This window comes from Klebsiella sp. 64 (genome assembly GCF_018223915.1).
GTDB classification, from domain to species: Bacteria; Pseudomonadota; Gammaproteobacteria; order Enterobacterales; family Enterobacteriaceae; genus Klebsiella; species Klebsiella pneumoniae.
The window spans coordinates 61,799-84,904 of sequence record NZ_JAGRQZ010000002.1; the positions used below are offsets into that span (position 1 = coordinate 61,799).

The 23,106-nt window shown below is 53.2% G+C and carries 25 protein-coding genes, 1 tRNA gene and 1 pseudogene; 5 read left to right on the forward strand and 22 right to left on the reverse strand.

The annotated features are described in order from the left end of the window. Positions 1-314 precede the first annotated feature (314 nt). Both KHQ23_RS02370 and KHQ23_RS02375 read left to right on the forward strand, forming a co-directional pair. Complete coding sequence (locus tag KHQ23_RS02370) at positions 315-1,442, forward strand: hypothetical protein (RefSeq protein ID WP_023342982.1); 1,128 nt, start codon at positions 315-317, stop codon at positions 1,440-1,442. A gap of 91 nt (positions 1,443-1,533) precedes the next feature. Next, complete coding sequence (locus tag KHQ23_RS02375; protein ID WP_023342981.1) at positions 1,534-3,033, forward strand: SIR2 family protein; 1,500 nt, start codon at positions 1,534-1,536, stop codon at positions 3,031-3,033. Between the two features lie 453 nt (positions 3,034-3,486). Here the strand turns inward: KHQ23_RS02375 and KHQ23_RS02380 are convergent, their stop codons facing one another. The 16 genes and pseudogenes from KHQ23_RS02380 to proB form a co-directional block, all read right to left on the reverse strand. Continuing rightward, positions 3,487-3,984, reverse strand: coding sequence for a DNA-binding protein (locus KHQ23_RS02380; RefSeq protein ID WP_064757641.1), 498 nt, complete (start codon positions 3,982-3,984; stop codon positions 3,487-3,489). Between the two features lie 57 nt (positions 3,985-4,041). After that, positions 4,042-4,836, reverse strand: coding sequence for a hypothetical protein (locus tag KHQ23_RS02385; RefSeq protein WP_017880053.1), 795 nt, complete (start codon positions 4,834-4,836; stop codon positions 4,042-4,044). Continuing rightward, positions 4,833-5,006 (reverse strand): hypothetical protein, encoded by a 174-nt coding sequence (locus tag KHQ23_RS02390; protein ID WP_017880052.1) that lies wholly within the window; start codon positions 5,004-5,006, stop codon positions 4,833-4,835. The genes KHQ23_RS02385 and KHQ23_RS02390 overlap by 4 nt, the downstream gene beginning before the upstream one ends. Before the next feature lie 403 nt (positions 5,007-5,409). Continuing rightward, positions 5,410-7,173: a primase-like DNA-binding domain-containing protein gene (locus KHQ23_RS02395; RefSeq protein ID WP_032737304.1), complete on the reverse strand. Its 1,764-nt coding sequence runs from the start codon at positions 7,171-7,173 to the stop codon at positions 5,410-5,412. Then, positions 7,170-7,484, reverse strand: coding sequence for a DUF4222 domain-containing protein (locus tag KHQ23_RS02400; protein ID WP_060876007.1), 315 nt, complete (start codon positions 7,482-7,484; stop codon positions 7,170-7,172). Before KHQ23_RS02400 ends, KHQ23_RS02395 begins: the two co-directional genes overlap by 4 nt. A gap of 10 nt (positions 7,485-7,494) precedes the next feature. After that, on the reverse strand, positions 7,495-7,698 hold the full coding sequence (locus KHQ23_RS02405) for a hypothetical protein (RefSeq protein ID WP_020802561.1): 204 nt from the start codon (positions 7,696-7,698) through the stop codon (positions 7,495-7,497). Next, positions 7,695-7,910: a hypothetical protein gene (locus tag KHQ23_RS02410; RefSeq protein ID WP_017880047.1), complete on the reverse strand. Its 216-nt coding sequence runs from the start codon at positions 7,908-7,910 to the stop codon at positions 7,695-7,697. Before KHQ23_RS02410 ends, KHQ23_RS02405 begins: the two co-directional genes overlap by 4 nt. Next, entirely contained in the window at positions 7,907-8,782 is an 876-nt protein-coding gene (locus tag KHQ23_RS02415; RefSeq protein WP_211652681.1) for a tyrosine-type recombinase/integrase, read from the reverse strand. The genes KHQ23_RS02410 and KHQ23_RS02415 overlap by 4 nt, the downstream gene beginning before the upstream one ends. Beyond that, complete coding sequence (locus tag KHQ23_RS02420; RefSeq protein ID WP_020802552.1) at positions 8,775-9,020, reverse strand: host cell division inhibitor Icd-like protein; 246 nt, start codon at positions 9,018-9,020, stop codon at positions 8,775-8,777. The genes KHQ23_RS02415 and KHQ23_RS02420 overlap by 8 nt, the downstream gene beginning before the upstream one ends. A gap of 47 nt (positions 9,021-9,067) precedes the next feature. Continuing rightward, a pseudogene (locus KHQ23_RS26525) lies at positions 9,068-9,391 on the reverse strand (ash family protein); the annotation flags it as partial. 100 nt (positions 9,392-9,491) lie between these two features. Then, positions 9,492-9,689: an AlpA family transcriptional regulator gene (locus tag KHQ23_RS02430; protein ID WP_045339018.1), complete on the reverse strand. Its 198-nt coding sequence runs from the start codon at positions 9,687-9,689 to the stop codon at positions 9,492-9,494. A 167-nt stretch (positions 9,690-9,856) separates the two neighbouring features. Next, positions 9,857-10,447, reverse strand: a complete 591-nt coding sequence (locus tag KHQ23_RS02435) for a hypothetical protein (protein ID WP_020802548.1) — start codon at positions 10,445-10,447, stop codon at positions 9,857-9,859. 68 nt (positions 10,448-10,515) lie between these two features. Further along, positions 10,516-11,730 (reverse strand): site-specific integrase, encoded by a 1,215-nt coding sequence (locus KHQ23_RS02440; protein WP_211652566.1) that lies wholly within the window; start codon positions 11,728-11,730, stop codon positions 10,516-10,518. Positions 11,731-11,897: 167 nt separating this feature from the next. Continuing rightward, positions 11,898-11,973: transfer RNA gene (locus KHQ23_RS02445), tRNA-Thr, on the reverse strand. 113 nt (positions 11,974-12,086) lie between these two features. After that, positions 12,087-13,340: a glutamate-5-semialdehyde dehydrogenase gene (gene proA / locus KHQ23_RS02450; RefSeq protein WP_008805305.1), complete on the reverse strand. Its 1,254-nt coding sequence runs from the start codon at positions 13,338-13,340 to the stop codon at positions 12,087-12,089. A 10-nt stretch (positions 13,341-13,350) separates the two neighbouring features. Continuing rightward, entirely contained in the window at positions 13,351-14,454 is a 1,104-nt protein-coding gene (gene proB / locus KHQ23_RS02455) for a glutamate 5-kinase (protein WP_004144574.1), read from the reverse strand. Positions 14,455-14,743: 289 nt separating this feature from the next. On the opposite strand from proB, the gene phoE reads away from it, so the two are divergent. After that, positions 14,744-15,796 carry a phosphoporin PhoE gene (gene phoE / locus KHQ23_RS02460; protein ID WP_004144576.1) on the forward strand — a complete coding sequence of 351 codons (1,053 nt, stop codon included), beginning with the start codon at positions 14,744-14,746 and terminating at the stop codon, positions 15,794-15,796. Between the two features lie 44 nt (positions 15,797-15,840). Here the strand turns inward: phoE and KHQ23_RS02465 are convergent, their stop codons facing one another. After that, the gene (locus KHQ23_RS02465; protein WP_004191825.1) at positions 15,841-16,407 is read right to left on the reverse strand and encodes a C40 family peptidase; all 567 of its coding nucleotides are present in this window, start codon (positions 16,405-16,407) and stop codon (positions 15,841-15,843) included. Between the two features lie 412 nt (positions 16,408-16,819). Between KHQ23_RS02465 and KHQ23_RS02470 the strand changes: the two genes are divergently transcribed. Together KHQ23_RS02470 and KHQ23_RS02475 are read left to right on the forward strand one after the other, a co-directional pair. Then, positions 16,820-17,689 carry a DMT family transporter gene (locus KHQ23_RS02470; RefSeq protein WP_032421054.1) on the forward strand — a complete coding sequence of 290 codons (870 nt, stop codon included), beginning with the start codon at positions 16,820-16,822 and terminating at the stop codon, positions 17,687-17,689. Positions 17,690-17,784: 95 nt separating this feature from the next. Beyond that, positions 17,785-18,450, forward strand: a complete 666-nt coding sequence (locus KHQ23_RS02475; RefSeq protein ID WP_004177299.1) for an HAD family phosphatase — start codon at positions 17,785-17,787, stop codon at positions 18,448-18,450. A 461-nt stretch (positions 18,451-18,911) separates the two neighbouring features. Here KHQ23_RS02475 and KHQ23_RS02480 read toward each other — a convergent pair whose 3' ends face one another. The 5 genes from KHQ23_RS02480 to phnC all read right to left on the reverse strand — a co-directional run bounded on the left by KHQ23_RS02480 (position 18,912) and on the right by phnC (position 22,913). Next, on the reverse strand, positions 18,912-19,082 hold the full coding sequence (locus tag KHQ23_RS02480; RefSeq protein WP_085386411.1) for a LysR family transcriptional regulator: 171 nt from the start codon (positions 19,080-19,082) through the stop codon (positions 18,912-18,914). Between the two features lie 207 nt (positions 19,083-19,289). Then, complete coding sequence (gene phnE, locus KHQ23_RS02485; RefSeq protein ID WP_023312712.1) at positions 19,290-20,174, reverse strand: phosphonate ABC transporter, permease protein PhnE; 885 nt, start codon at positions 20,172-20,174, stop codon at positions 19,290-19,292. Beyond that, positions 20,171-21,043 (reverse strand): phosphonate ABC transporter, permease protein PhnE, encoded by an 873-nt coding sequence (phnE, locus tag KHQ23_RS02490; protein ID WP_002890001.1) that lies wholly within the window; start codon positions 21,041-21,043, stop codon positions 20,171-20,173. The genes phnE (KHQ23_RS02485) and phnE (KHQ23_RS02490) overlap by 4 nt, the downstream gene beginning before the upstream one ends. A 66-nt stretch (positions 21,044-21,109) precedes the next feature. After that, positions 21,110-22,048, reverse strand: coding sequence for a phosphonate ABC transporter substrate-binding protein (gene phnD / locus KHQ23_RS02495; RefSeq protein ID WP_002890002.1), 939 nt, complete (start codon positions 22,046-22,048; stop codon positions 21,110-21,112). Positions 22,049-22,070: 22 nt separating this feature from the next. Then, positions 22,071-22,913 (reverse strand): phosphonate ABC transporter ATP-binding protein, encoded by an 843-nt coding sequence (gene phnC, locus KHQ23_RS02500; protein WP_004177295.1) that lies wholly within the window; start codon positions 22,911-22,913, stop codon positions 22,071-22,073. Positions 22,914-23,106: the final 193 nt, after the last annotated feature.

Genomic DNA, 23,106 nt, shown 5'->3' on the forward strand with positions numbered 1-23,106 from the left:
GATGGTGCGATAATAGGAGCAAATCATAAAAACCAACCAATTGATTTATATGAATAAAAAAATCAAACCATTATTAGGTACCCCCAAAAGTACCCCCAGATTTTCTTGTTGCCATCTAAGTTGTTTAAAAAACATTCTATTGATGTTGATACCACAATTTAAGAACTGCCTTGAAGCATATCAAGTTAGCTAGACGTCAAAATGGCACTCTGGGAATTTGTGTTTTAGGCCCAACCTTAGTGATGTTTGCCGTACAGCTCCCTTTATGGTCATCCTATGGTAAAGTTAAGCTCCCTTCGAAAGGAGACCCCCAAATGACGATAACAGCCTATTCTAGAAAATTTAAGCGTGAACTGGATGCTAAGCAGTTGGAAAACCTTTTCGAACGTAGCAACTCAGATCCTTCTTTAAGTTTTAGAGATTTTGTTAAAGAGGATGTTGAATGCCCGGCATGCAATGTTTCTGGTGGTTATTACGTTTCGGAAGGAAGATCGCTCAGTAACGGCAAAGTTGTAAAGCAAGCACACTTTGCATTTCGAGACAATCTAGGTAAAGACTCTCACCTCCCATTTTGTGATTTTTATACTGGAGATGATAAGTTGAACGTTGTTTCAAATGAAGGCCGAATTGATTTTATGCGCTCGGGTTCTGAAGCGACACGCTTAATAGGTCTTATGGTCTGCGCGGGAATTCAGGAGAAGATTTTTACGCAAGAAGATATACGTAACATGCGCCAATGGTTCTTAGATTTAAGAGAAAAAGGCACTTTTACATTTAATTTAAGCCCTCACATAATTTACCTTGCAAAGGCCTCATTGATTAGATACAAGAGAAACTATGATAATTATGTTGTCGATCTCAGCGCCACAAACAAAAGTTGGTTCGACATCAATGAGGAAGTATATCAATCCCTTTATTTCAAGTACCCTCAATTCTATCTAAACCGTAATGAGAATCCTGAACTTTGGAATGTAAGGCTTAAATCAGTAGTCAAAAAAGCAAGAACTATAGTAATTAAAGACTCTGGAACATCAACATTTGACAGATCAATTCTCAACGAAAAATATGAGATAGCTACTCAAATGGCAAGACTGATTCGAGACTACCACCCTCGACTCCGTATGATTATTAGTTACACACCAACATCTATCAAAGCAAACAACCCACTCATGGCTTTATCTGCATTATTATTACATGTTTCCGATTGGAATATTCAGGAAAGTTGTAAAAAAATCCAAGCAATTTTAGCAGTTGAGAAAGTTGACGATAATTCTGCAGGAAACATTATTGGATTAAACCCATTCATTCACCATAGCGCTTGGATTCTTGTTAAAGCTTTAAACGACTTACATTCTAATTTAGACAAAGAAATTGATTTTGATAAAGCATTCAACGAAGAAAAAGAGAGGCTCATGAAAATTTACTATCCAAATGGTCAATAACAAGTAAATTCTTATCTCTACAGATAAATACATACTTGAGCTGTGTTCTAACAAATTTTAATGATTACCACTAATATATCTCGGGGGTCAAATGAATATAACGGATTTTCTAAAAGGCTACAGAAACCATCCAATATTATTTGTTGGAGCAGGTTTCAGCATGAGATACTTATCAATTTCTTATAGCTGGCCGGCACTCTTAGAGAAAATTAGTATTGACCTGACAAACTCTAATGAACTATATAAAGATCTTGTCAGAGAAAACAGTAATAAAGATGGTATTATAGACCTTCCAAAAGTGGCAACGCAATTAGAGCAAATATTTGATGCAACACTTAAAGCAGATAGGAATGGAAAGTTCAAAAATATCAATGACTTATACTACAACTCGGAAGATACCTCCTCAAATATTAGCAGATTTAAAATCTATCTTTCACAGTTAGTGAATATCACAGATTTAAAATTAGGAGTTCAAGATGAAATATCTGAATTAGTAAAAGCCTCCAAAAATATTGCCTCTGTGATTACAACAAACTATGATAATTTTATCGAAAGTGCAATTGGTTATAACCCTGTAATTGGGAATGATATACTTTTAAGCAATCCTTATGGTTCTGTTTATAAAATTCACGGATGCGTTAGCAAACCAGAATCCATAATAATAACTGGTGATGACTATGTTCATTTTGATAAAAAATATGAGTTGATTCGTGCTCAACTCCTATCCTTATTTATACATAACCCGATTATATTTATGGGGTATAGAATAGGTGACCCTAATATTAAAAAAGTATTAAAAACAATATTTTCATACATACCACCTCGTTCTAAAATTGCAGAAAAAATAAAAAACAACTTCCTTCTGATTGAAAGAGAAGAAGGCATTGATAATTTAAACGTTGTCTCTCACGATCTCGAAGTAGAAGATGCTGGGTTAATTAGCATTAATAAAATCGTTACAGATAACTTCTCAGACATATATAAAGAACTTGCTCAACTGCACTTACCAGTTTCGGTAATGGATATACGCAGAGCAGAGAGTGTCTTTGGTAAAATAAAGGAAGGCGGAGACATAAAAGTAAAACTTGTTGGGGATTTGGACACGCTCAGAAATGATGAACTTGTTCTAGCCGTCGGTTCTGTTAACTCTATAAAAATACACATGCAAACACCTCAGGAGATGATGGAAAACTATTTTGATCTAATTTCAAATCAGGAGTCGCATGTTGTCGAGTTGCTTGACAAGTTCACCATCAATAAAAGATCATATTTCCCAGCTTATGCTTTTCATAAATTCAGTCCAGGTGTTAAATGCTTAACATCATTAATGAAAAATCAAAAAAGATTAATAGCGTCAAACTATGCTAGGTTACCCAAGAATCAAAGAATAGTAGAACACACCATTGAAGATATTTACGCTAAACATTCAGATATTGATAGCAAATTACAAAATATTATTTTCTTCAATGCTCATGATGGACATATATCCTTGGAAGATTTAGAAAAACATGTCCGAGAATTTAAGGACAAGTCTCATACTGATTATCGCAAACTTTTAGCATTGTATGATTACCTCGCACACAATGTATAATTATATACATTATCATTGTGATTATAGTTAGCAAAACTGCAACTGATGGTTTTATACGATTACTAGTTGCAGCCGCAGTTTACAGATCACATCAACTGTAACTTAGAGCGTTTAGAGCCAAAAATTCCCGCTGGTATAGCCAGCGGGTGACAGGTTTTGACTGATGCAACCAACGAGCTGTACCTGAAGTTTTCTAAAGGGGGAGAGGTTGTCACTTTCCCCCTGGTTTTCCCTAGTAAGGCATAACAAACCATAACAGGCTGACACCTGCGCTGCTTCGCATCAGGACTAACAAAAGCTAACCGCCGGGCTCAACAAAGCTCAACGCCAGCCCTTTACACTTCTGCTCTAGCTGCTGTTCGCAGGCGTCAGGATCCGTTAGGTTGGGTTGACACTTTTCCCTGTTTTTCACGAAAAGTGTCAAGTTAGAGGAGTTAGGTTTGGCCGGGGGGTTTACAGTTTCTCACCTGCCAGCAGACAGAGTGCCTTTAATCCTGTATCGCTCCAGTCATCTTGGGTGTCGGGATGCATTGCGGCCACATAGGCCAGCTCGGAACGCAGGAAACGCAGACCACCAGCCATGTGATCTTTGCCATAGAAGCTGTGGGTTTCTTCATCCAACCGGAAGAGAATCAGCAATTGTTCATCGGGCTCGTGCTGAACATCAAAACCCAGCTCAGCGGCTGCTGCCTCTATTCGCTGGCCAGCATTAATATCAGCCGGCAGCTCTTTCCCGCCGTCATGCCCCCATACCCACGCGGCGGCCTGCGCCCACGTCATTGCATTGTGATGATCACCAGCACCAGCACCAGCAGAATTTTGCTTCGCCTGTGTTGCTTCAACATCCACTTTATCGCCTGATAGCACAATCTCACCACGTGCTATCCAGCCGTAAACTGTTTGTCGGCTTACTCCCATGTGCCTGGCATAGGCTGATTTGCTCAATAACATAATTTACCGTTCCTCACTTCTGTCATTTAGCATTCTCCAGTTAAGAAAAAGCCGCCATCAGGCGGCCTGTTTCCCATCTTCATCATCTGCTTTACCCTGTCGGGAATTAATTTTTTCCATACCATCAATGTACTCGGACAGATTCGCCAGCCCGGAGACTCGAGGAGCCACATCGCGAGGGTCGTCATTGCTTCCAAATACCAGATTTGCATACCATGTGCGAACAGCGATGATTTGCTGCAGGTTGCGGTTAATGGCTTTTACCAGGTTAGAAACAGATTTGATAACGGCTCCGTTATCTGTGGCGATACGGGCAAAAGTCAGTCGCTCCAGCTGAGAATCTGTTACGCCTGAGCAAATGGCGTTACCTCGTAGCAGGGCGTCACATAAATCAGTCTGATTCCCGGCATACATTGCTACCATCAGCTTTTCTTTCGCAGCTCCATCCAGCGAGCGAAATACATTCCGTAGCTCACTATCTCGCATAAATCCGACAACATCACCCTCGGCCAACGGAGCAACTGGGGCCAGTTTGGTCTTAAGATAATTGAGAATATTTTCAGCTTGTTCGCTGATCATCGCCGTACTTCTAGTGAAAGCCGTGAGTGTGTCTCTATTTGCCGCATCTCTGGCCCGGCGGTTTTTTGCTGCTTCGTTTAAATCCGGATCATTGCGGATAACCTCTACGGCATCGGCTTCCGCCTCAGCTAACATTGCCACGGCCCGCAGATCACCAAAAATATTCGCCATCCCTTTAAAAAGAATCGCCATCTGCTCATTAGGCGCAACCACTTCAGAAACGTTATCAGTGATAGCAATGCTTCTTTGCCCAATTTTAATTTCGTAACTCACTGGCTTACCTCCATTCTGGATAGCCCAACATCAAATATTTTTCTCGCCACATCATGGATTGATGGTGCGATACCAAACCCGGATTTCTGGCGTTCCTGCTCCTGGATGGCTTTTAATGCCGCAACCTGAGCAGCGCTCAGAAGAACGGGTTTCACGTGTTCCTTTTTCATGCTTCCCCCTTGGTTATCACATGATAAAAAACGCAACAATCACAATAATCATTGCAAGTAATGAAATGATGGTAATGAAATCGAGGGGATGCACAACGTGAAATGAATGGATGCGTTTTAAAGAATTTGCCCTCAAGGTATACATGGTGTTCATAAAGGCTATAAATTGCTTATAAAACATAATATTAACCTATGAACACCAGCCTACATTTTGGGATTTCAGGTCTACACGGTATACATCATTCTGTTTAATAAACGATCAGATGGTTAATGAGAGAATGAACACCATGTACACCCTGTGTATACCTGAAAACAAGGTATACATGGTTTATTTCACTGATTTATATATAAATTATTCTCTCGATGTATACCATGTATACCTTTCTCCATATTTATCTGAACTTCATTCTTTATGACCGGCTACAGGATGCGTCTGAGGTAACCAGTCTTCCGCACTCTCTGAAAGTTCAACGTTGGTCACCATGCCACGGGCTCTCCGTTCCTTACGGTACTCGTGATTAAACTCCCTCATCGCGCTTTCCATCCCCTCTGCGAATTTATTCAGCGTCAGCGGCTTGTCGAAACCGTTGGCCTCCAGGAATGCCAGGTAAGCGTGATAGAGATAAATTCGCGGATAGTGAGGCGGATTGCGGTTTCCTACCATCATTCCCGCACAATCAGCCAGCCGCTCAAGATGCGCGCAGAAGGCATAAAGCGGATCCGTTTTCTGCTTCACCTCCAGTGCTTCTTCGCTGTTCCGTTGCTCCAGCAGCAGCGCCCGCGCTTTTTCCGGGTTCGCAAAGTTCGCCAGCAGCCGACGAACCACCACCGGAATTTCAGCGGATATCTTTTCTGCCAGGTCGGGATCTTTATCCTCCTCGCTGACGCGCCGGTTAAACTGGAAAATTACGCGTCGCCGGGAAACGCCGCCGGCACGTTCGGTGAAAATCATCGGCGTGTTGTTCGTGGCCACAACCACCGCCCGCAAAACGGCGGTGTACTGGTGCTCGTGTTTCGGGTCGATCTCCACGGCATCCCCGCCGGTTATCGCTTTTATCCCGGTACCCTCTCCTGAATATTTGGGCTGATCAGGAAGCGTTATCATGCTTTTCCCGACGAACTGCGCCCGCCCGCGCGCGCTGTCGAGCGCCGCCATGTTCCCGCTGGCGGTGTTATGCGCACCGGCCAGCATCGTAGCGATATGGGTAAAGACACTTTTCCCGCTACCGCCCTCACCGGTTATCTCGAGGAACAGCTGCCAGTCGTACCGGTTCGCCAGCACCATAAAGAGCGCTGCAGCGATGCGCTGCATCTTAATTGCGTCTCTATCTGATGCGTAACTTAGCCATTTATGGAAGTTCGGCGCGTGGTCACGAAGGTTTTCGCTTGGTACCGCTGGCGTGTAGGTCACGCCGTTATGATTGGTTAGCCAGTTGTCCTGGCTGTGTTCGGAGAAAATGCCGGTTTCCATATCGTAGACGCCGTTTGCAAAGGGGATCAGGCTGCGCCGCGGCTCCCCCATTACCGGGATAACGATTTTCAGGGCGTCGATAACGTTGTTGATCGCGCGCTTGCTGAAGTTAGTTTTGTTCTCGTTGTAGATAGCCACCATTTCGCGGCTCAGCTCGAGCAAAGACGTTTTCTCCCAGATGCCGGCACGGTAGACGTACACGCCTTCGCTGTTTTCATGGATCGCAATACCGGTGTAACGCGCGGCCAGTATGAGCGCCTTTTCGTTATCAGCCAGGTCGCGAAGGTTTACATCCGTCAGCGGTTTGCCGATCACCATGCTTTTGCCGGCTTCCGCATCGGCTTTGAGGCGCGGCAGCTGTGGCGTCCAGTCCTCCAGAAGCTGATAACCTTCAGAGTAGAATTGCGCGCGCTCCACGCCGGCCACCGCCAGCTTTGTAGCGAGAATGGTTATCTGCCGTTCGGTCAGATGCCCGCCACGGCAAACCCGGGCATAGAGCCGGCCATCATCCACAATGCGGATATTCTCCAGCTCCGCCAGCTGCTTTTTATCCAGCACAACCGGCGGCACCGTGTCGCCAATCGGGTTCATTTCCTGCCATGCTTTGGCGAACGTCCAGGCATCAGCGCCGGCAAAGATAATTGACTCCTCCATGAGATCCGCCGGCTGCTTTTTAAGGTTTGGTGCATTCTTCATTTTCTGTTCCCTCGCTCCCTGATGATTTCCCGCATAACCCGAATTCGTTCGATGCCCTGCACCCGCATAATTCGATCGATATCTTTTTCGCCGGCGACCGGCGCGGAAGATACAAATTCTAATTCCCGCACCAGTCTTTCTGGCGTGCAAAAACATGGTGAGGAGTACCCCTCGCGGCAATATGTCACTCTGTCGAATCGGTAACTTTCGATAATTACGATGCTGCCCCGGCTGTCCTTCCATTTATCGCCCGGCCTGATTTCAGGGTGAGCGCGGCCACCAGCAGCTAAGCCGGAAATTTTAATCGTCATATTTTTTACCTCACGCCGCTGGCGGGATTACCTGATAACCAATCTTCTTCAGAAAGCGCGCGGCACTCTCCACCGTGAAAAGGATCTCGTCGTCCATAAGGGGGCGCATCGACTGCAACCCGTTCGACGTGTCCACCAGATAGCGGCCGCCGGCCGGAAAACTGAATACAGTTTTGCCATCGCTACAGCGCACCAGATTATAAATAGCGGTCATGGTCTGACCTCCCTGACTTTCACCAGATATTCCGATGCCTGACTGACCAGGCTGTGAACCGCCGCGACACGAAAGCTTTCCATTTCATCATCCGGCGCCAGGGTGTTTATCCACATATCGAGAACGGCAAGCGCCTGACGGCTGTATTCAAGCGCCTGGCCTGCGCTGGTCGTCAGCATGGCAATGGATTCGTTTTGAGTTGGCTTTGTCATGCATTCACCTCCATAGCGAGGCGTGTCTGGATAGCCGCGGCCTTGCTCCCCAGCTGGAGATAAGTCCGGGTGATTGCCGGGTTACTGTGTCCGAGCATTTCAGAGGCGACCATCAAGCCCTGTTCGCCGCCGGCGGACATGAGATTAAAGGCGGCAATTTTGCGGCTGGAATAGGCGCTCAGGCGCAGACGCGTGTTTACTACGCGGGTAAACCACACCATGACGTTGTGCAGTTTCTTCCAGATCGTCTGACGGCTAACGCTACCTTCAAGAGACTGGCAACGGTTACTTTCAATCTGGCTGCGGGAAAATACCAGGTCGTCACCGATAAGATTGCGCTCCATGCGTTCCCGCAGTCGTTTGATGATGCCCGGCGGCAGCTGTTTGGTGTCGTGCTTCACTTCAGCCTTTGCCACCAGCTCAAACACAATCGCCTGTTCTTCTTCCGTCATGCCGGCGGCCAGCTCGTCGCAGCTCACGCTATCCCAGTGCATGTACCCAATGTGATCGCCAGCAAGCCGGGCAGCGTCCTTGCGCTGCTGGCGAACAATCTCGATCCCCTTCCGGGTCGCTCTGGCTTCCGCTGCTTTGGTCTGCTTCGCCACGATGATTGTTGCAATGCCGGTTTCCCAGTTGATGCAGGAGTAACGGAAGTTGCACACGTCGCTGGTACGCCAGCCGGTTACGGTCGCAATATCCCACCAGAGTAAAACCCACTCCGGCTGGGTCTGCTGGATGCGTTCGCGCAGTTTGCGCTGCTCTTCCCGTTCGTAAACGGGGGTCATGGTGCGGGTGCCTTTCGTGGTAGTGGCTTTTACCACGTTGCCGCGCAGCTCGCGGGCTTTAGCTGTCAGGGTCTGGAGGTTAAACATGGCTACCTCCCAGTTTCGCAACATCCAGTTCAAACGCGCCGCTACTGTATTGATAAAGCGAACATTCAGAGCGAATTTTGGCGGCAAAGATAAGATCCCAGCGGGAATAAAACTCGCGGGCTTCTTGCTCACTGTCGGCAACGATGCGGATAACAACGGGAGTACAGGTCCGGCCTTTCGGCGTACCGAGGAAAAGCCAGGTGAATTTGGGCAGTTTTTGGGTTGGGGTAGTAGCCATGTGGCAGCCTCCATACAGTGGTCTAGATAACCACCACCGGAAACGCCAATTTCACTGGTGGTGGACTGAGCAGGGTTGGCGTAACCGGACTGTATGGACTCCGGCGCGGATTTCTCCGCCCCCACCCAGCCCACCATAATTTTGCTAGCAGAGCGGTTTTGAACCACAACGCGTGAAAATAGGTGAGACGGATCAACGGCACAAAAAAAGACGCTTGGCGCGTCATGTGTCGCCATACAGTCATTCAGGACGCCAATCCTGACACCAGATTTTGCTGGTGCTTTTAAAGCATACCCTTCAGTTGAATAACAAGGCAAGGAGTTTTTAGGGTGAGCGAAGCCCTGCCCCAGACGGGCATAATTGTTCTTCATGGCATTAACCTTTTTGAATTTTTTAGTGAGCTGTCGCGACGAACTTATTCTGCGAGATCTGAAGTGCAAACTCTCGCAAATTATCTCAGCTCACGGAATCTCAGTTCGTTTGGCTGCGTGACGATTCAATGCGCTCACTAATCCATTCATCAATTTCGCTTTCAATGAAAGCAATTGCTCGAGAACCAATTTTTATGGATGAGGGGAAACGTTGCTCAGCCATGAGTCGATAGATCCAAGCCTTGCTATAGCCGGTTCTACGCTGAACTTCAGGTAAGCGGATAAGGGATTGGGACATATATACCTCTCGAAGTCTAATGTGGTCTACGAGGTATATTTCAGCAAAAACAAGAGGGTAGTTGTGGAAGTCACAGTAAATCAGTTGGAAGCAGCTCTTCCACGGAAACAGAAGTACGGCCAGAAGTTTTAGAACCTGTAGATCGTCTTTTTGGAAATCCTTACGGGCTATTTGGAAGCGTACGTGTTCAGAGCTTCATCAATTAGCATAGTCAATGCCTTATCAGTCACATCGATGCCATCGCCATGCTCCAATATGATTCTTGAGGCACTTCTGGCAACTTCGGATTTGTTCAATTTCTTACCGCGAACATATTTTCCACCCGCTTTTTCAAGCGCAATCGCCATACCAGCGATCAATTTCAAAGCAGTGTCTTTGCCAGCGAACTCGCCCCATACCCCAGGAACATGTTCATTAGCATGAGCTGCATTTTCTTCCTCACAGCCATACCATACATCTTCAGCAGATAGCTCTTTGATTGCCCAGGACCAAATATCTTCAGCGTAAAACTCAGCGTTGACAAAATTACCGCCGATATCAGTCCAAACAGTTTTCGGGCTTAGCTCTTTGTTAAGAGCCGCTTGAATGATACGAAAATAGCTACAAGCCATGTTGTATCTTTCGGGGTCATAACTTTTATCAAATTCTCTTAAGCATGCAAAACGATACACACCGGCCATAGCCATTGCAGCCTGTTCAGCAGTGACCACACGTTGTCGGCGAAGATGATGGGGCATGTTGAGGATGTTTTCTCGCATAAAAGCTTCCTGCTAACGATAGTCTACAGAAGTCTACTACTGTCAATTAGCACTGTCTATACATACAGTTAAGCGCTTTTCCCAAACGTTCCGTGCACTACATTTTCGCCGTTTTCCAACGCCTCCATATAGTCGGCATACCACTGGAGCATTTCGCGGCGGCCATCCAGATACTGGGCGTGGTTGTACGTTCCTCGTATAGAGTTTTTGTCGACGTGTGCCAGTTGCGTTTCAATCCACGCGGTGTTGTAGCCCTGTTCGTGCAGGATGGTACTCATGGTGTGCCGGAAACCGTGCCCGGTGACTTTTCCGTTATAGCCAATCCGCTTGAAGACTTGGTTTATGCTGGCTTCACTCATTGTTTTCCGCGGATCGTTACGGCCTGGGAACACAAGCGGGTAATTGCCTGTTAGCTCTTGGATCTGACCAATAAGCGTAAGAGCTTGCCTGGACAACGGCACCACATGAGGGCGACGCATTTTCATGCGTGAGGCGGGTATTTCCCAGACCGCCTTACTGATATTGATTTCATCCCAAAATGCCCCACGGAGTTCGCCGGGACGCAATCCGCTGATAATCAGCAGACGAGCAGCCAAAACTACTAACTCGCTTCCTGAATATCCTGACAACGCATTGAAGAAATCAGGCAATTCTTTAGGTGTGAGGAAAGGAAAATGATTGGACTCGTGCCCTTGCATCGCGCTGGTGAGATCCGGGGCGGGGTTATACTCAGCTCGACCGGTGACTATTGCGTAACGGAAAACTTCCCCACAGCGCTGCCTAACTTTTCTTGCCTTTTCGGTAGCGCCGCGCCCCTCAATGCGCCGCAGCACATTCAACAGTTCAAGCGGTTTGATTTCGGCTATTGGTTTTTTGCCAATGTATGGGAACACATCTTTATTGAAGGCTTCGAGGATGTCTGAAGCATAACCAGCAGACCATTTTTTTAGTTTGCTGCTGTGCCATTCAAGGGCAATATCTTTGAAGGTGTTGTTTAGCTGAATTTCACGGGCAATCTTCTCCTCCCGTTTCGCTTCCATAGGATCGATACCCCCAGCGATACCCCTTTTCGCTTCTTCACGTTTTGCCCGAGCATCGGCCAATGTGACTTCAGGATAGACACCCAGAGCTAACAGCTTCTCTTTGCCGGCTACACGATATTTGAGCCGCCAGTATTTGCCGCCATTAGGTTTGATAAGGAGATACAGACCGCCACCATCAGCCAGCTTGTAAGGCTTATCTTTAGGTTTAGCGGCCTCCACCTGCCGGGCGTTAAGTTTCACTTGGGGGTACCTCCTTTAGACCGAACAGCATATACCCCCCATAAGTACCCCCAAACGACCGTAGATTTCAGGGAACTGTAGTAGACGTAGAAATACCAAAAGGGGCTGTAAAGCGCAGATTATAAGGGGTTTCAGTGAACTTTAGTAGACTTGGGGAGACGTTAGAATGGTGCCGATAATAGGAGTCGAACCTACGACCTTCGCATTACGAATGCGCTGCTCTACCAACTGAGCTATATCGGCCCTGCAAGAGGTGTTCACGAGCGTGAATTACGAGGCAAAAGGTTAGAACTTAGCGGGCGATGCGTCAATAGCCAGTGGAATCAACTGCCTATTTTTGCATCGCCCGTTCTCATTTACGCACGAATGGTATCGTCGCCGAAACCAATCCACTTATAGGTGGTTAACGCTTCCAGCCCCATCGGGCCGCGGGCGTGCAGCTTCTGGGTGCTGACCGCCACTTCCGCGCCGAGGCCGAACTGGCCGCCGTCGGTGAAGCGCGTGGAGGCGTTCACATATACCGCGGAAGAGTCCACTTCATTGATAAAGCGGTTGGCGTTACGCAGGGTGCGGGTCAGGATGGCGTCGGAGTGCTGGGTGCCATGTTCGCGGATATGGGCGATAGCCTCATCCATATCAGCCACCACTTTGACGTTCAGATCCAGCGACAGATACTCGTCGTCATACTGCTCCGCTTTCACCGGCTCGACCTTCGCAGGGCCGTTTTGCAGCGCGGGGAGGGCGGAAGGGGCGGCGTGCAGGGTGACGCCGCTCTCGGCCATCTGCTTGCTCAACGCCGGCAGGAAGGTATCGGCGATGTTGCGGTGCACCAGCAGCGTTTCCACGGTATTGCAGGTGCTCGGCCGCTGGGTCTTGGCGTTGACGATGATCTTCAGCGCGGGGGCGATCTCGGCGGTTTCATCCACGAAGATATGGCAAACGCCAATCCCACCGGTGATCACCGGGATCGTTGACTGCTCACGGCATAGCTTGTGCAGGCCCGCGCCGCCGCGAGGGATCAGCATATCGATGTATTTATCCATCTTCAGCATTTCGCCCACCAGCGCGCGATCCGGGCTCTCGATAGCCTGTACCGCGGCGGCCGGCAGACCGCACTCCTGCAGCGCCTGCTGGATCACCTTCACCGTGGCGGCGTTGGTGCGCCAGGTCTCTTTCCCGCCGCGCAGGATCGCCGCGTTGCCGGTTTTCAGGCACAGGGAGGCGACGTCGACCGTCACGTTGGGACGCGCTTCATAAATCACGCCAATCACCCCCAGCGGGACGCGGCGACGTTCAATACGCAGACCGCTGTCCAGCAGCCCGCCGTCGATCACCTGGCCGACCGGATCGGCCAGATTGCACACCTGGCGCACATCGTTGGCGATGCCGCTCAGACGCGCCGGGGTCAGCGCGAGGCGATCGAGCATCGCTTCACTCAGGCCATTGGCGCGAGCTTCGGCTAAATCTTCCGCGTTGGCGCGCAGAATATCGTCGGTCTGCGCTTCCAGATAATCGGCGATCTTTTCCAGTACCTGATTCTTTTCCCGGCTGGAGAGTAACGCCAGCTGCCAGGAGGCCGCTTTGGCGGCAATGCCCATTTGTTCCAGCATTTTCAGCTCCTTAACGGATGATCATATCATCGCGGTGGACGGCCACCGGGCCGTATTCGTAGCCCAGAATGGCATCGATTTGCTGCGAGTGCTGGCCGGCGATAAGGCGCAGCGCATCGCTGTTGTAGCGGCTGACGCCGTGAGCGATGTCGCGTCCTTCGCTATTGCGGATGCGGATCACTTCGCCGCGGGAGAAGTTGCCGCTGACGATTTTGATCCCTTTTGGCAACAGCGAGCTGCCTCTTTCGAGGATCGCCTGGGTCGCGCCCGCATCGACGGTGATTTCCCCCGCCGGCGGCGCGCCGAAGATCCAGCGCTTACGGTTCTCCAGCGGAGACTCCTGGGCGTGGAAGCAGGTACCTACCGGCAGGCCTGCCATCGCATGGCCGATGACGTCCGGGCGGTTCCCGGCGGCGATGATGGTATCAATCCCCGCGCGGCAGGCGACGTCCGCGGCCTGCAGCTTGGTGCCCATGCCGCCGGTGCCGAGTCCGGAGACGCTATCGCCGGCGATGGCGCGCAGCGCGTCGTCGATGCCGTAGACGTCTTTAATCAGCTCCGCCTGCGGGTTGCTGCGTGGGTCGGCGGTGAACAGGCCTGGCTGGTCGGTTAACAGCAGCAGCTTATCCGCCCCGGCGAGGATCGCGGCCAGCGCGGAGAGATTGTCGTTATCGCCCACTTTGATTTCCGCGGTGGCGACGGCGTCGTTTTCGTTAATGACCGGGACGATGCTGTTATCCAGCAGCGCGCGCAGAGTGTCGCGGGCGTTGAGGAACCGTTCTCTGTCTTCCATGTCGGCGCGGGTCAGCAGCATCTGGCCAACGTGAATGCCATAGATAGAAAACAGCTGTTCCCACAGCTGGATCAGACGGCTTTGTCCCACCGCCGCCAGCAGCTGCTTGGAGGCGATGGTGGCGGGCAGTTCCGGGTAACCAAGGTGCTCGCGCCCGGCGGCAATGGCCCCGGAGGTCACGATGACAATACGGTGTCCCATGGCGTGCAACTGTGCGCACTGGCGCACAAGCTCGACGATATGGGCGCGGTTCAGGCGACGGGACCCGCCTGTTAAAACACTGGTGCCCAGTTTTACCACCAGCGTCTGGCTTTCACTCATGATTCTCTGCCGTTCAAAAGGAATATCGATATCGAGCTGATGTTGTAGCAGGAGTCGGCCCGCTTGCCAACACCCGGGGCGGCGGGCGCGCCATTTTATTGCGCGGGATCGGGCATTCTGGAGAGGGAATGTGACAAAAATATGTCAGATACATTTAAATACCCTTTTTTATAAAAAGTTCCATCTTGTCATAAATATTTAATATCCCGGCGTTAAAAAACCTCCAGTTTTTGATGGGCGAGCGCCCGCAATTGAATAGCGCGTATAAATAAATCACCAGGACTGAATAATGAAAAAGAGTACTCTGGCATTAATGATGATGGGCTTTGTGGCTTCAACAGCGACGCAGGCAGCGGAAGTTTATAATAAGAACGCGAACAAGCTGGATGTGTACGGCAAGATCAAAGCCATGCACTATTTCAGCGACTATGACAGCAAGGATGGCGATCAGACCTACGTGCGTTTCGGTATTAAAGGCGAAACGCAGATTAACGACGACCTGACCGGCTATGGCCGTTGGGAATCTGAATTCTCCGGTAACAAAACCGAGAGCGACTCCAGTCAGAAAACCCGTCTGGCGTTCGCCGGCGTGAAGCTGAAGAACTACGGCTCCTTCGATTACGGTCGTAACCTTGGCGCCCTGTACGACGTGGAAGCCTGGACCGATATGTTCCCGGAATTCGGCGGCGATTCCTCTGCCCAGACCGATAACTTTATGACCAAGCGCGCCAGCGGCCTGGCGACCTACCGCAACACCGACTTCTTCGGTCTGGTGGATGGCCTGGATCTGACCCTGCAGTACCAGGGTAAAAACGAAGGCCGTGAAGCGAAGAAACAGAACGGCGACGGCGTCGGCACCTCGTTAAGCTATGATTTCGGCGGCAGCGACTTCGCCGTCAGCGCGGCCTACACCAGCTCCGACCGTACCAACGATCAGAACCTGCTGGCCCGCGGCCAGGGTTCGAAAGCGGAAGCCTGGGCGACCGGCCTGAAATATGACGCCAACAATATCTACCTGGCGACCATGTACTCTGAAACCCGCAAGATGACCCCGATCAGCGGCGGCTTTGCCAACAAAGCGCAGAACTTTGAAGCGGTGGCGCAGTATCAGTTCGACTTCGGTCTGCGTCCGTCCCTCGGCTATGTGCTGTCGAAAGGGAAGGATATCGAAGGGGTGGGGAGTGAAGATCTGGTTAACTACATCGACGTGGGCCTGACCTATTACTTCAACAAAAACATGAACGCCTTCGTGGATTACAAAATCAACCAGCTGAAAAGCGATAACAAACTCGGCATCAACGATGACGACATCGTCGCGCTGGGTATGACCTACCAGTTCTGATTAACCGCAGAACTACCCGCCGCAGCCCTGGCTGCGGCTTTTTTTTAGCGGCGATTCTTCGCCAGATGCAGGGTGTCGCTGTTCATGGTGATCTGCGCGTTATACTCCTTCGGCAGACGACGCGCCTGATAGAACGCTGATTCCCAGTAAGGGTTGTCCAGCGAAGAGCGCATCACGCCCTGGCTGCTCGAGGCGTGAAGGAAATTATGATCGGTATCGTAAAAGCCAACGTGCATCCCGGCCCGGGTGCGGAAGAACACCAGATCGCCGGGACGTAAATCCCGCTTATTGACCCGCACGCCCATGTGCAGCAGCTCGCGGGTGGTGATCCGCTCCATTGGCAGGTTAAAGCGATCCTTCAGCGTGCGCCAGACGAAACCCGAGCAGTCGACGCCGCTTTGTTCAGTACCGCCCCATTCATAGGGGGTTCCCTGCCAGGTGTGCATCTGATCATGCAGGGCCGCCACCACAGGGATCAGATCGTCCGATCCGCTATCAATGGTCATATCCGCATGAGATTTTGTGTTCTTTGCCTGTTTCGGTGAGGAGGAGCATCCTGCCAACAACAAAAAAGGAATTAAAAAGAGAGCATGCGTCAGTTTTGGCTTCATATCGTTATTTTCGAAGTAGCAAGCAGACTGCTTTGTTTTATAGCCGATTAAAAACCACGGCTGAATAAGCCGAGGCCGCCTTTACGTTTATTTACGATTAAAAATAAACAACCTCGGGATGGATCAGCCATAAAGGGCAGTTGTCACTCCGCAACGGTCTGTGCCAGGATGCTGACAGGAACATTTCACGAGGCATTCCATGACGCATTACGCCATCTCTAGCGAGACTTTGCCCGGCGCCGCTTTCGACGCGGGGTGGATGACGTCTGCGCCTCATCATCGCTTCGCCACGCTCTGCCCACCGCCTCCCCCTCCAGACCGGGTAGTTTTCGGCGCTTAACGCCGTCTTTAGCAGGCGCTTACCTGCCGGTATGACGCTTGATACCTTGTGTTTGACGTTCTGGAGCATGCTATGCACGTTCGCTATTCTCTGCTCGCCTCGCAGGCGACAACGGCCCTTTTTGTGCTGCTGTGGGGCAGCGCGGCCATCTTCACCCGCTGGGGACTGGATAACGCCTCGCCGATGGCGCTGCTGGTCTTTCGTTTTCTGGTTGCCCTGGTCGCGCTGACGCCGCTGGCTATCGTCCGTCGGCGCTGGCTGCCCGCGCCGGGCACCCGCCTGCAGACAGCGGCCACCGGTCTGATGCTGATTGGCGGCTATTCGGTCTGTTACTTCGAGGCGATGGCCAACGGCGTGACGCCGGGACTTATCGCCACCATCATGGGGATCCAGCCCATCCTTACGCTTTGCGTGGTGGAGCGCCGCCTGCAGGGGCGGCGGCTGTCAGGACTGCTGCTTGCCCTGGCGGGGCTGGTGCTATTGGTGTGGCGCAGCCTGGCGGCCTCGCCGATGGCGACGGCGGGGATCCTGTTTGCGCTGGCGGCGCTGCTGCTGATGACCTTTGGCGCGCTGTGGCAAAAGCGCAGCCGTCAGGCGCCGGCGGATGTCCTGCCGCTGCAGTATGCCGTTAGTCTGGGGCTGTGCCTGCTGATTGCCCCGGTCAGCGGCTTCCGGTTTACCGTTAACGCCGGGTTGATTATTCCGGTGCTGTTTCTCGGGCTGCTGATTTCGGTGGTCGCCCAGCTACTGCTGTACCATCTGCTGAGCGCGGGAAATATCGTCAATGTCACCAGCCTCTTTTATCTGGTGCCAGCGATCACGGCGCTGCTGGATTATCTGCTGCTGGGCAACCGGCTGCCGGCGGCGGCGATGATCGGTATGATGGCGATCGTCGGCGGGATCGTGCTGGTGTTCCGCACCGCGAAGGTCCGCGCCGGCTGATGGCGAGCCGGGCGCTGCGGCGTCCGGTTCATTTTCCTGTCATCTTTTTTACGCATGCTCCCGGCAGTTTATTTTGACCAGTAAGGGAAAGTACCATGGGCAACACGCTGACGATTTTTGATCTCGATAACACCCTGATACAGGGCGATAGCAGTACGGTCTGGAGCCAGTTTATGGTTCGCGAAGGGCTGGCGACGCAGAAGGGGTATCTTGCCCGCGAGGCGCGGCTAATGGCGGATTATGACCGGGGAGAGATGAATATCGCCGATTATGTGGCCCTGATCCAGGCGCCGCTGGCCGGAATACCGAAGTCGGACGTTGACGCGCTGGTGGCCCGCTGCGTGCGCGAGGCGATCCTGCCCCGGGTCTATCCGCAGGCGTGGGAGCTCATTCGTCGTCTGCGGGCCGAGGGAGAGCAGATGCTGATTATCTCCGCCTCGGTTAGCCTGCTGGTGCAGGCGGTGGCCGCCGCGCTGGAGATCGATCAGGCGCTGGGTATTGACGTGGCGATGGTCGACGGCGGCTACAGCGGTGAAATCACCGGGATCCCCAGCTATCAGCAGGGGAAGGTGGCGCGTCTGGCGCAGTGGCGCGAGGCGCATCCGCAGTATGACGGCGAGGTGACGTTCTATACCGATTCCATTAACGATCTGCCGCTGTGCCTGCATGCGGATCGCGTGCGGCTGGTCAATCCCTGTCCGCAGCTGCAGGCGGCCGGTGCCGGATACGGCTGGCCGGTGCTGAGCTGGCGGCTGGAATAGCGGAGCGGATAAATGCTTGCCGGGCCTACAGACAGTCGGAGCCGGACGAGTAGGCCGGGTAAGGCGCAGCCGCCACCCGGCATAAACGCAGCTCCGTGCCTGATGCCATCGCCCGGCGGCGCAGTTGCTTGCCGGGCCTACAGACAGTCGGAGCCTGACGAGTAGGCCGGGTAAGGCGCCAGCCGCCACCCGGCGAAATATCGGCGCAACCGGAAATGTCCCTGCCCGCGCTGCGCTTAGCAGGGCTACAGCTTCTATGTTATTTCCGGACAGATTGCGCTCCCAATATTTTTTCTGCGCTATGTCACTCATGGCGCTGGGAGCGCACAGGGGGCGGCCAGTCGCCGCCGCCCCCTGTACCCCCGGGCTCCGGCCAGCAACATCGCCGCTGCGCGGTCCCTTCGACTTATCCCTGCAGGCTTCGGGTCGGGCCGAGGCAGCGTCCCTGCAAAACACGGCCCTCAGCCCGCATCCATGCGGGCTGCCCCGGCCTTCCGGGAACGTCTCAGCGATGTTGAGGCCGCCAGCACCGGCAGTTTCAGCAGCCCCTGCGCCAGCGGTGATTTTGGGTTGTAGGCCGGGTAAGGCGCAGCCGCCACCCGGCATAAACGCAGCTCCGTGCCTGATGCCATCGCCCGGCGGCGCCGTTGCTTGCCGGGCCTGGAGACAGTCGGAGCCGGACGAGTAGGCCGGATAAGGCGAAGCCGCCACCCGGCATAAACGCAGCTCCGTGCCTGATGCCATCGCCCGGCGGCGCCGTTGCTTGCCGGGCCTACAGACAGTCGGAGCCGGACGAGTAGGCCGGGTAAGGCGCAGCCGCCACCCGGCGCAAAGGCGCGCTAGCGTCCGCCCTGATACAGCGGCACCGCGGCGCCGCCGATATAACGACGGCGCAGCCAGGCGGAAAGGGTGTCCATGATCATCACCACCGCCACCAGCAGCAGGGTGATAAACATCACCACATCCCAGTTCCACAGACGCATATTTTCGGCATAGATAAGCCCGATACCGCCGGCGCCGACGAAGCCCAGCACCGCCGCGGAGCGGGTGTTGGATTCAATCTGATACAGGCTAAGCGCGAGGAAGGTCGGGAACGACTGGGTAAAAATGCCAAAGCGATGCTTTTGCAGGCCATTCGCGCCCACGGCGGTCAGCCCGCGCCCGGGAGATCGGTCCACGGCTTCGTGTCCTTCCGCGTACAGCCGTCCCAGCAGACCGGTGTCCTGCATGATGATCGCCAGCACCCCGGCCAGCGGCCCGAGGCCTACCGCGCGTACAAAAATCAACCCCCAGATAGCCATGTCGATCCCGCGCAGCACATCAAACAGGCGGCGCATCAGCAGGGCGAGGGTCCCCAGCACCACGCCGCGCATGATGTTGCGGGCGGCGAAGAAGGAGAGCAGCAGCGCCAGCACCGTGGCAGTCAGCGTCCCGGCGAAGACGATGGCCAGGGTGACGCCGATTTGCGTAAAGTAATAGCCGAACGGCCAGTTCCAGAAGTCGTGCCAGACGAACATCCGCGCCAGGTAGCGGCCAATCTGCTGCAGGCCGGTGGTCAGCTGCTCGCCGCTGATACCAAACTGCAGAAAAAACCAGACGTAATAGAGCAGGCAGGCTAGCGCCACCAGCCCGACGTAGAGCAGGTAGCGCCCCTGGACCTGATAGAGCTGCTTATGCTGCCGTCGGCTGGCGGCGAGATCCGGTTGCATGTGCCAGACGCTCATTTCTTACCCTCCAGAACCCACAGGCGCAGACGACCGGACAGCATGTCCAGCGCCGACACCACCAGAATGATCAGCAGCAGGGTGATGCTCACCTGATCGTAGCGGTCGAGCTTGATGTTGGTCATCAGCTCCTGGCCGATGCCGCCCGCGCCCACCAGCCCGAGAATGGTCGACGAGCGGAAGTTGATTTCAAGCCGCATAAAGCCATAGGAGAGAAACAGCGGTTTCACCTGCGGCCAGAGGGCGAAGCGAATTTTCTGCAGCGGGGACGCGCCGCAGGCCGCCAGGCCGCGTACCGGTTTGTTTTGCGCGCTTTCCACCGCCTCGTAGAACAGTTTGGTCAGGCTGCCGACGGTATGCAGCATCAGCGCCAGAAAGCCCGGGATCGCGCCGATGCCGAACGCCATCACAAAGATCACCGCCCACGCCAGCTCGGGCATGGTGCGCAAAAACGCCACCAGCACGCGAATGGCAAAGCGCACCGGCGCCGGGGACCAGGCGTTATTGGCGGCAAGAAACGCGAAAACCGTGGCGATGGCGACCGCCACCAGGGTCGAGGCCAGCGCCAGCTGCAGGGTTTCCCAGATCAGCGGCAGCTGGATCGGCAGGCGATAGCCCCACCAGGCCAGCGACCCTTTGGTCTGCACATCGGCGAACAGGTTGCCGGCGCTCAGGGGCGGAATGGTCTCTGCCATATAGTCAAAGAAGTGGGGCAGCGAGTGCCAGATAGTCAGCAGATTAAATTCCGCGGCGCTGCCGGCGGCAAAATAGAGCGCCAGCAGCAGCAGCGACCAGCAGACGGCATCGCGCTTTTGCCGCGAGCGTACCTGCTGGTAATAGCGTTCAAATTCGGTGTGGGTTGTCTTCATGCGTCGGGGATCTTCAACGTAGCGCCGCCGCTTACCCTGGGGCAAGCAGGCGGCGTTGAGGCAGGATTAACGCGCGCTCACCAGCTCGCGTTTCATATCAATAATCTGCTGGAAGTCAGCCACGCTGCCCGGGCCGATGTGCTGAGTACCGCCCATCGCTTTGATAAAGCAGGCGTGATCCTCGGTGTCCAGCTTTTTCACTGCCGCCACGACCTTCGCCTTAAAGTCTGCCGGCAGCGCATTGCTCACCAGGATCGGGCCGTTCGGGATCAGCGGCGATTGCCAGATAATGCGGATCTGCTTCATCAGATCCGGATGATCCATGCGAATCAGGCGGTTGAACGCGCCGGTAGTGTAGCCGGTGTTGTAATCGCCAACCATCGAGGCCCACGTGACCGCGCCCGCGAACTGGCCATTCAGCACGCCGAGGATGTCCTGCTCATGGCCGCCGGAGAAGGTGACGCTGGAGAAGGTGTTGTTGTATTTGTTGTCGGCGTTACCGCCAAATTTTTCTTTAAACGCATGGTTAGGGATCAGATACCCGGAAGTGGAATCCGGATCGGCGAAGCCGAAGGCTTTGCCTTTTAAATCGTCCAGCGTTTTGTACGGGGAGTCGGCTTTGACAATCACCACCGAGTGATAGCCGCGAGACTGATCTTTGTCGTCCACGGCGATGCCGACGATATCCACCGCTTTCGGATTATTGAGATAAACCGAGGCGTAGGAGGAGGGGGACATGCTCAGCACCACGTCGACTTTGCCCCCCAGCAGGCCCTGGATCACCCCGGAATAGTCGGAAGAGTTGCGCAGTTTGGTATCCACGTTCAGCTCTTTATCGAGGAAGGCCTTCACGCACTGGTTATCGCCGATTTGCTGGGTGGCGTTCTGGCCGCCGAGAATGCCCAGATTGAGCTCTTTCGGCTGCGCCGCCGCTGCCTGCCATGCCATCATCATGCCCGCGACCATTGCGGATAAACGAACTGCGCCAGTCATATATTTTTTCATTATGTTGCCCGTGTGAGTGAAATTAATGCAATTGGCTAACTTCATCGCCGTACAGCCGCTGCAGCACATCCTGCGTCAGCCGGGAGGGGTGATCGTCAAAAATAAGCTGGCCGCTGGCGACGCCGATAACCCGGGTGCAGTAGGCCCTGACCAGCTCCACCGAATGCAGGTTTACCATCACGCTGATACCCTGCTCGCTAATCTCGCGCAGCACATCCATGATGCGCTGAGTGTTTTTCGGATCCAGCGAGGCGACAGGCTCGTCGGCCAGCAGGATCCCGGGGTTTTGCATCAGCGCCCGGCAGATCGCCACCCGCTGCATCTGCCCGCCGGAGAGGTTCTCCGCCCGCTGCAGCGCGTGCGGCAGCATGTTCATCCACTCAAGCAGCGCAATGGCGCGCGCCCGGTCGGCTGCGGGAAAGATTTTAAACAGCGATTTCAGGGTTGAAGTCTGGCTGAGGCGGCCCAGCAGGACGTTGGTGAGCACGTCGAGGCGCGGCACCAGGCAGAAGTCCTGAAAAATCATTCCGCAGTGGCTACGCCAGGCATTGAGCGCGCGGCCTTTCAGCTGTGAGACATCGTGCGGGGTACCGACTTCCGGGTAGCTAAGAATTTCTCCGCCGCTGGCGCTGTGGGTGCCGTTGAGGACATGCAGGAGCGTCGATTTACCGGCGCCGGAGCGGCCAATGACCCCGACCATTTCCCCGGCGTGCAGATCAAAGCTGATGCCGTCCAGCACTTTGTGCTGGGCTTGATAAGCTTTACTCAGATTACGCACGCTTAAGACCTTCCGCTGCCGGCCGGCAGCGAGATCGGTGAACGGCTGGAAATCAGTTTCGGCCACCGCGGCAAGAGAGCTGTTCATAAGAGTGTCCAGGTTCGTCATTAACTGGCCACTATTAATAGGTCTTTATATGAAATTTCGATGACGGTATTGCGAACAAAGCGTGAACTGGCGTGAAAGAGCGACGGCCAGCGGCTCAACGCGTGCGGCATGCTGGCGGCTGGCGAAGCGCCGAAAAGCCGCTATGCTTTGGAGGGCGCGGAGACAGACCGGT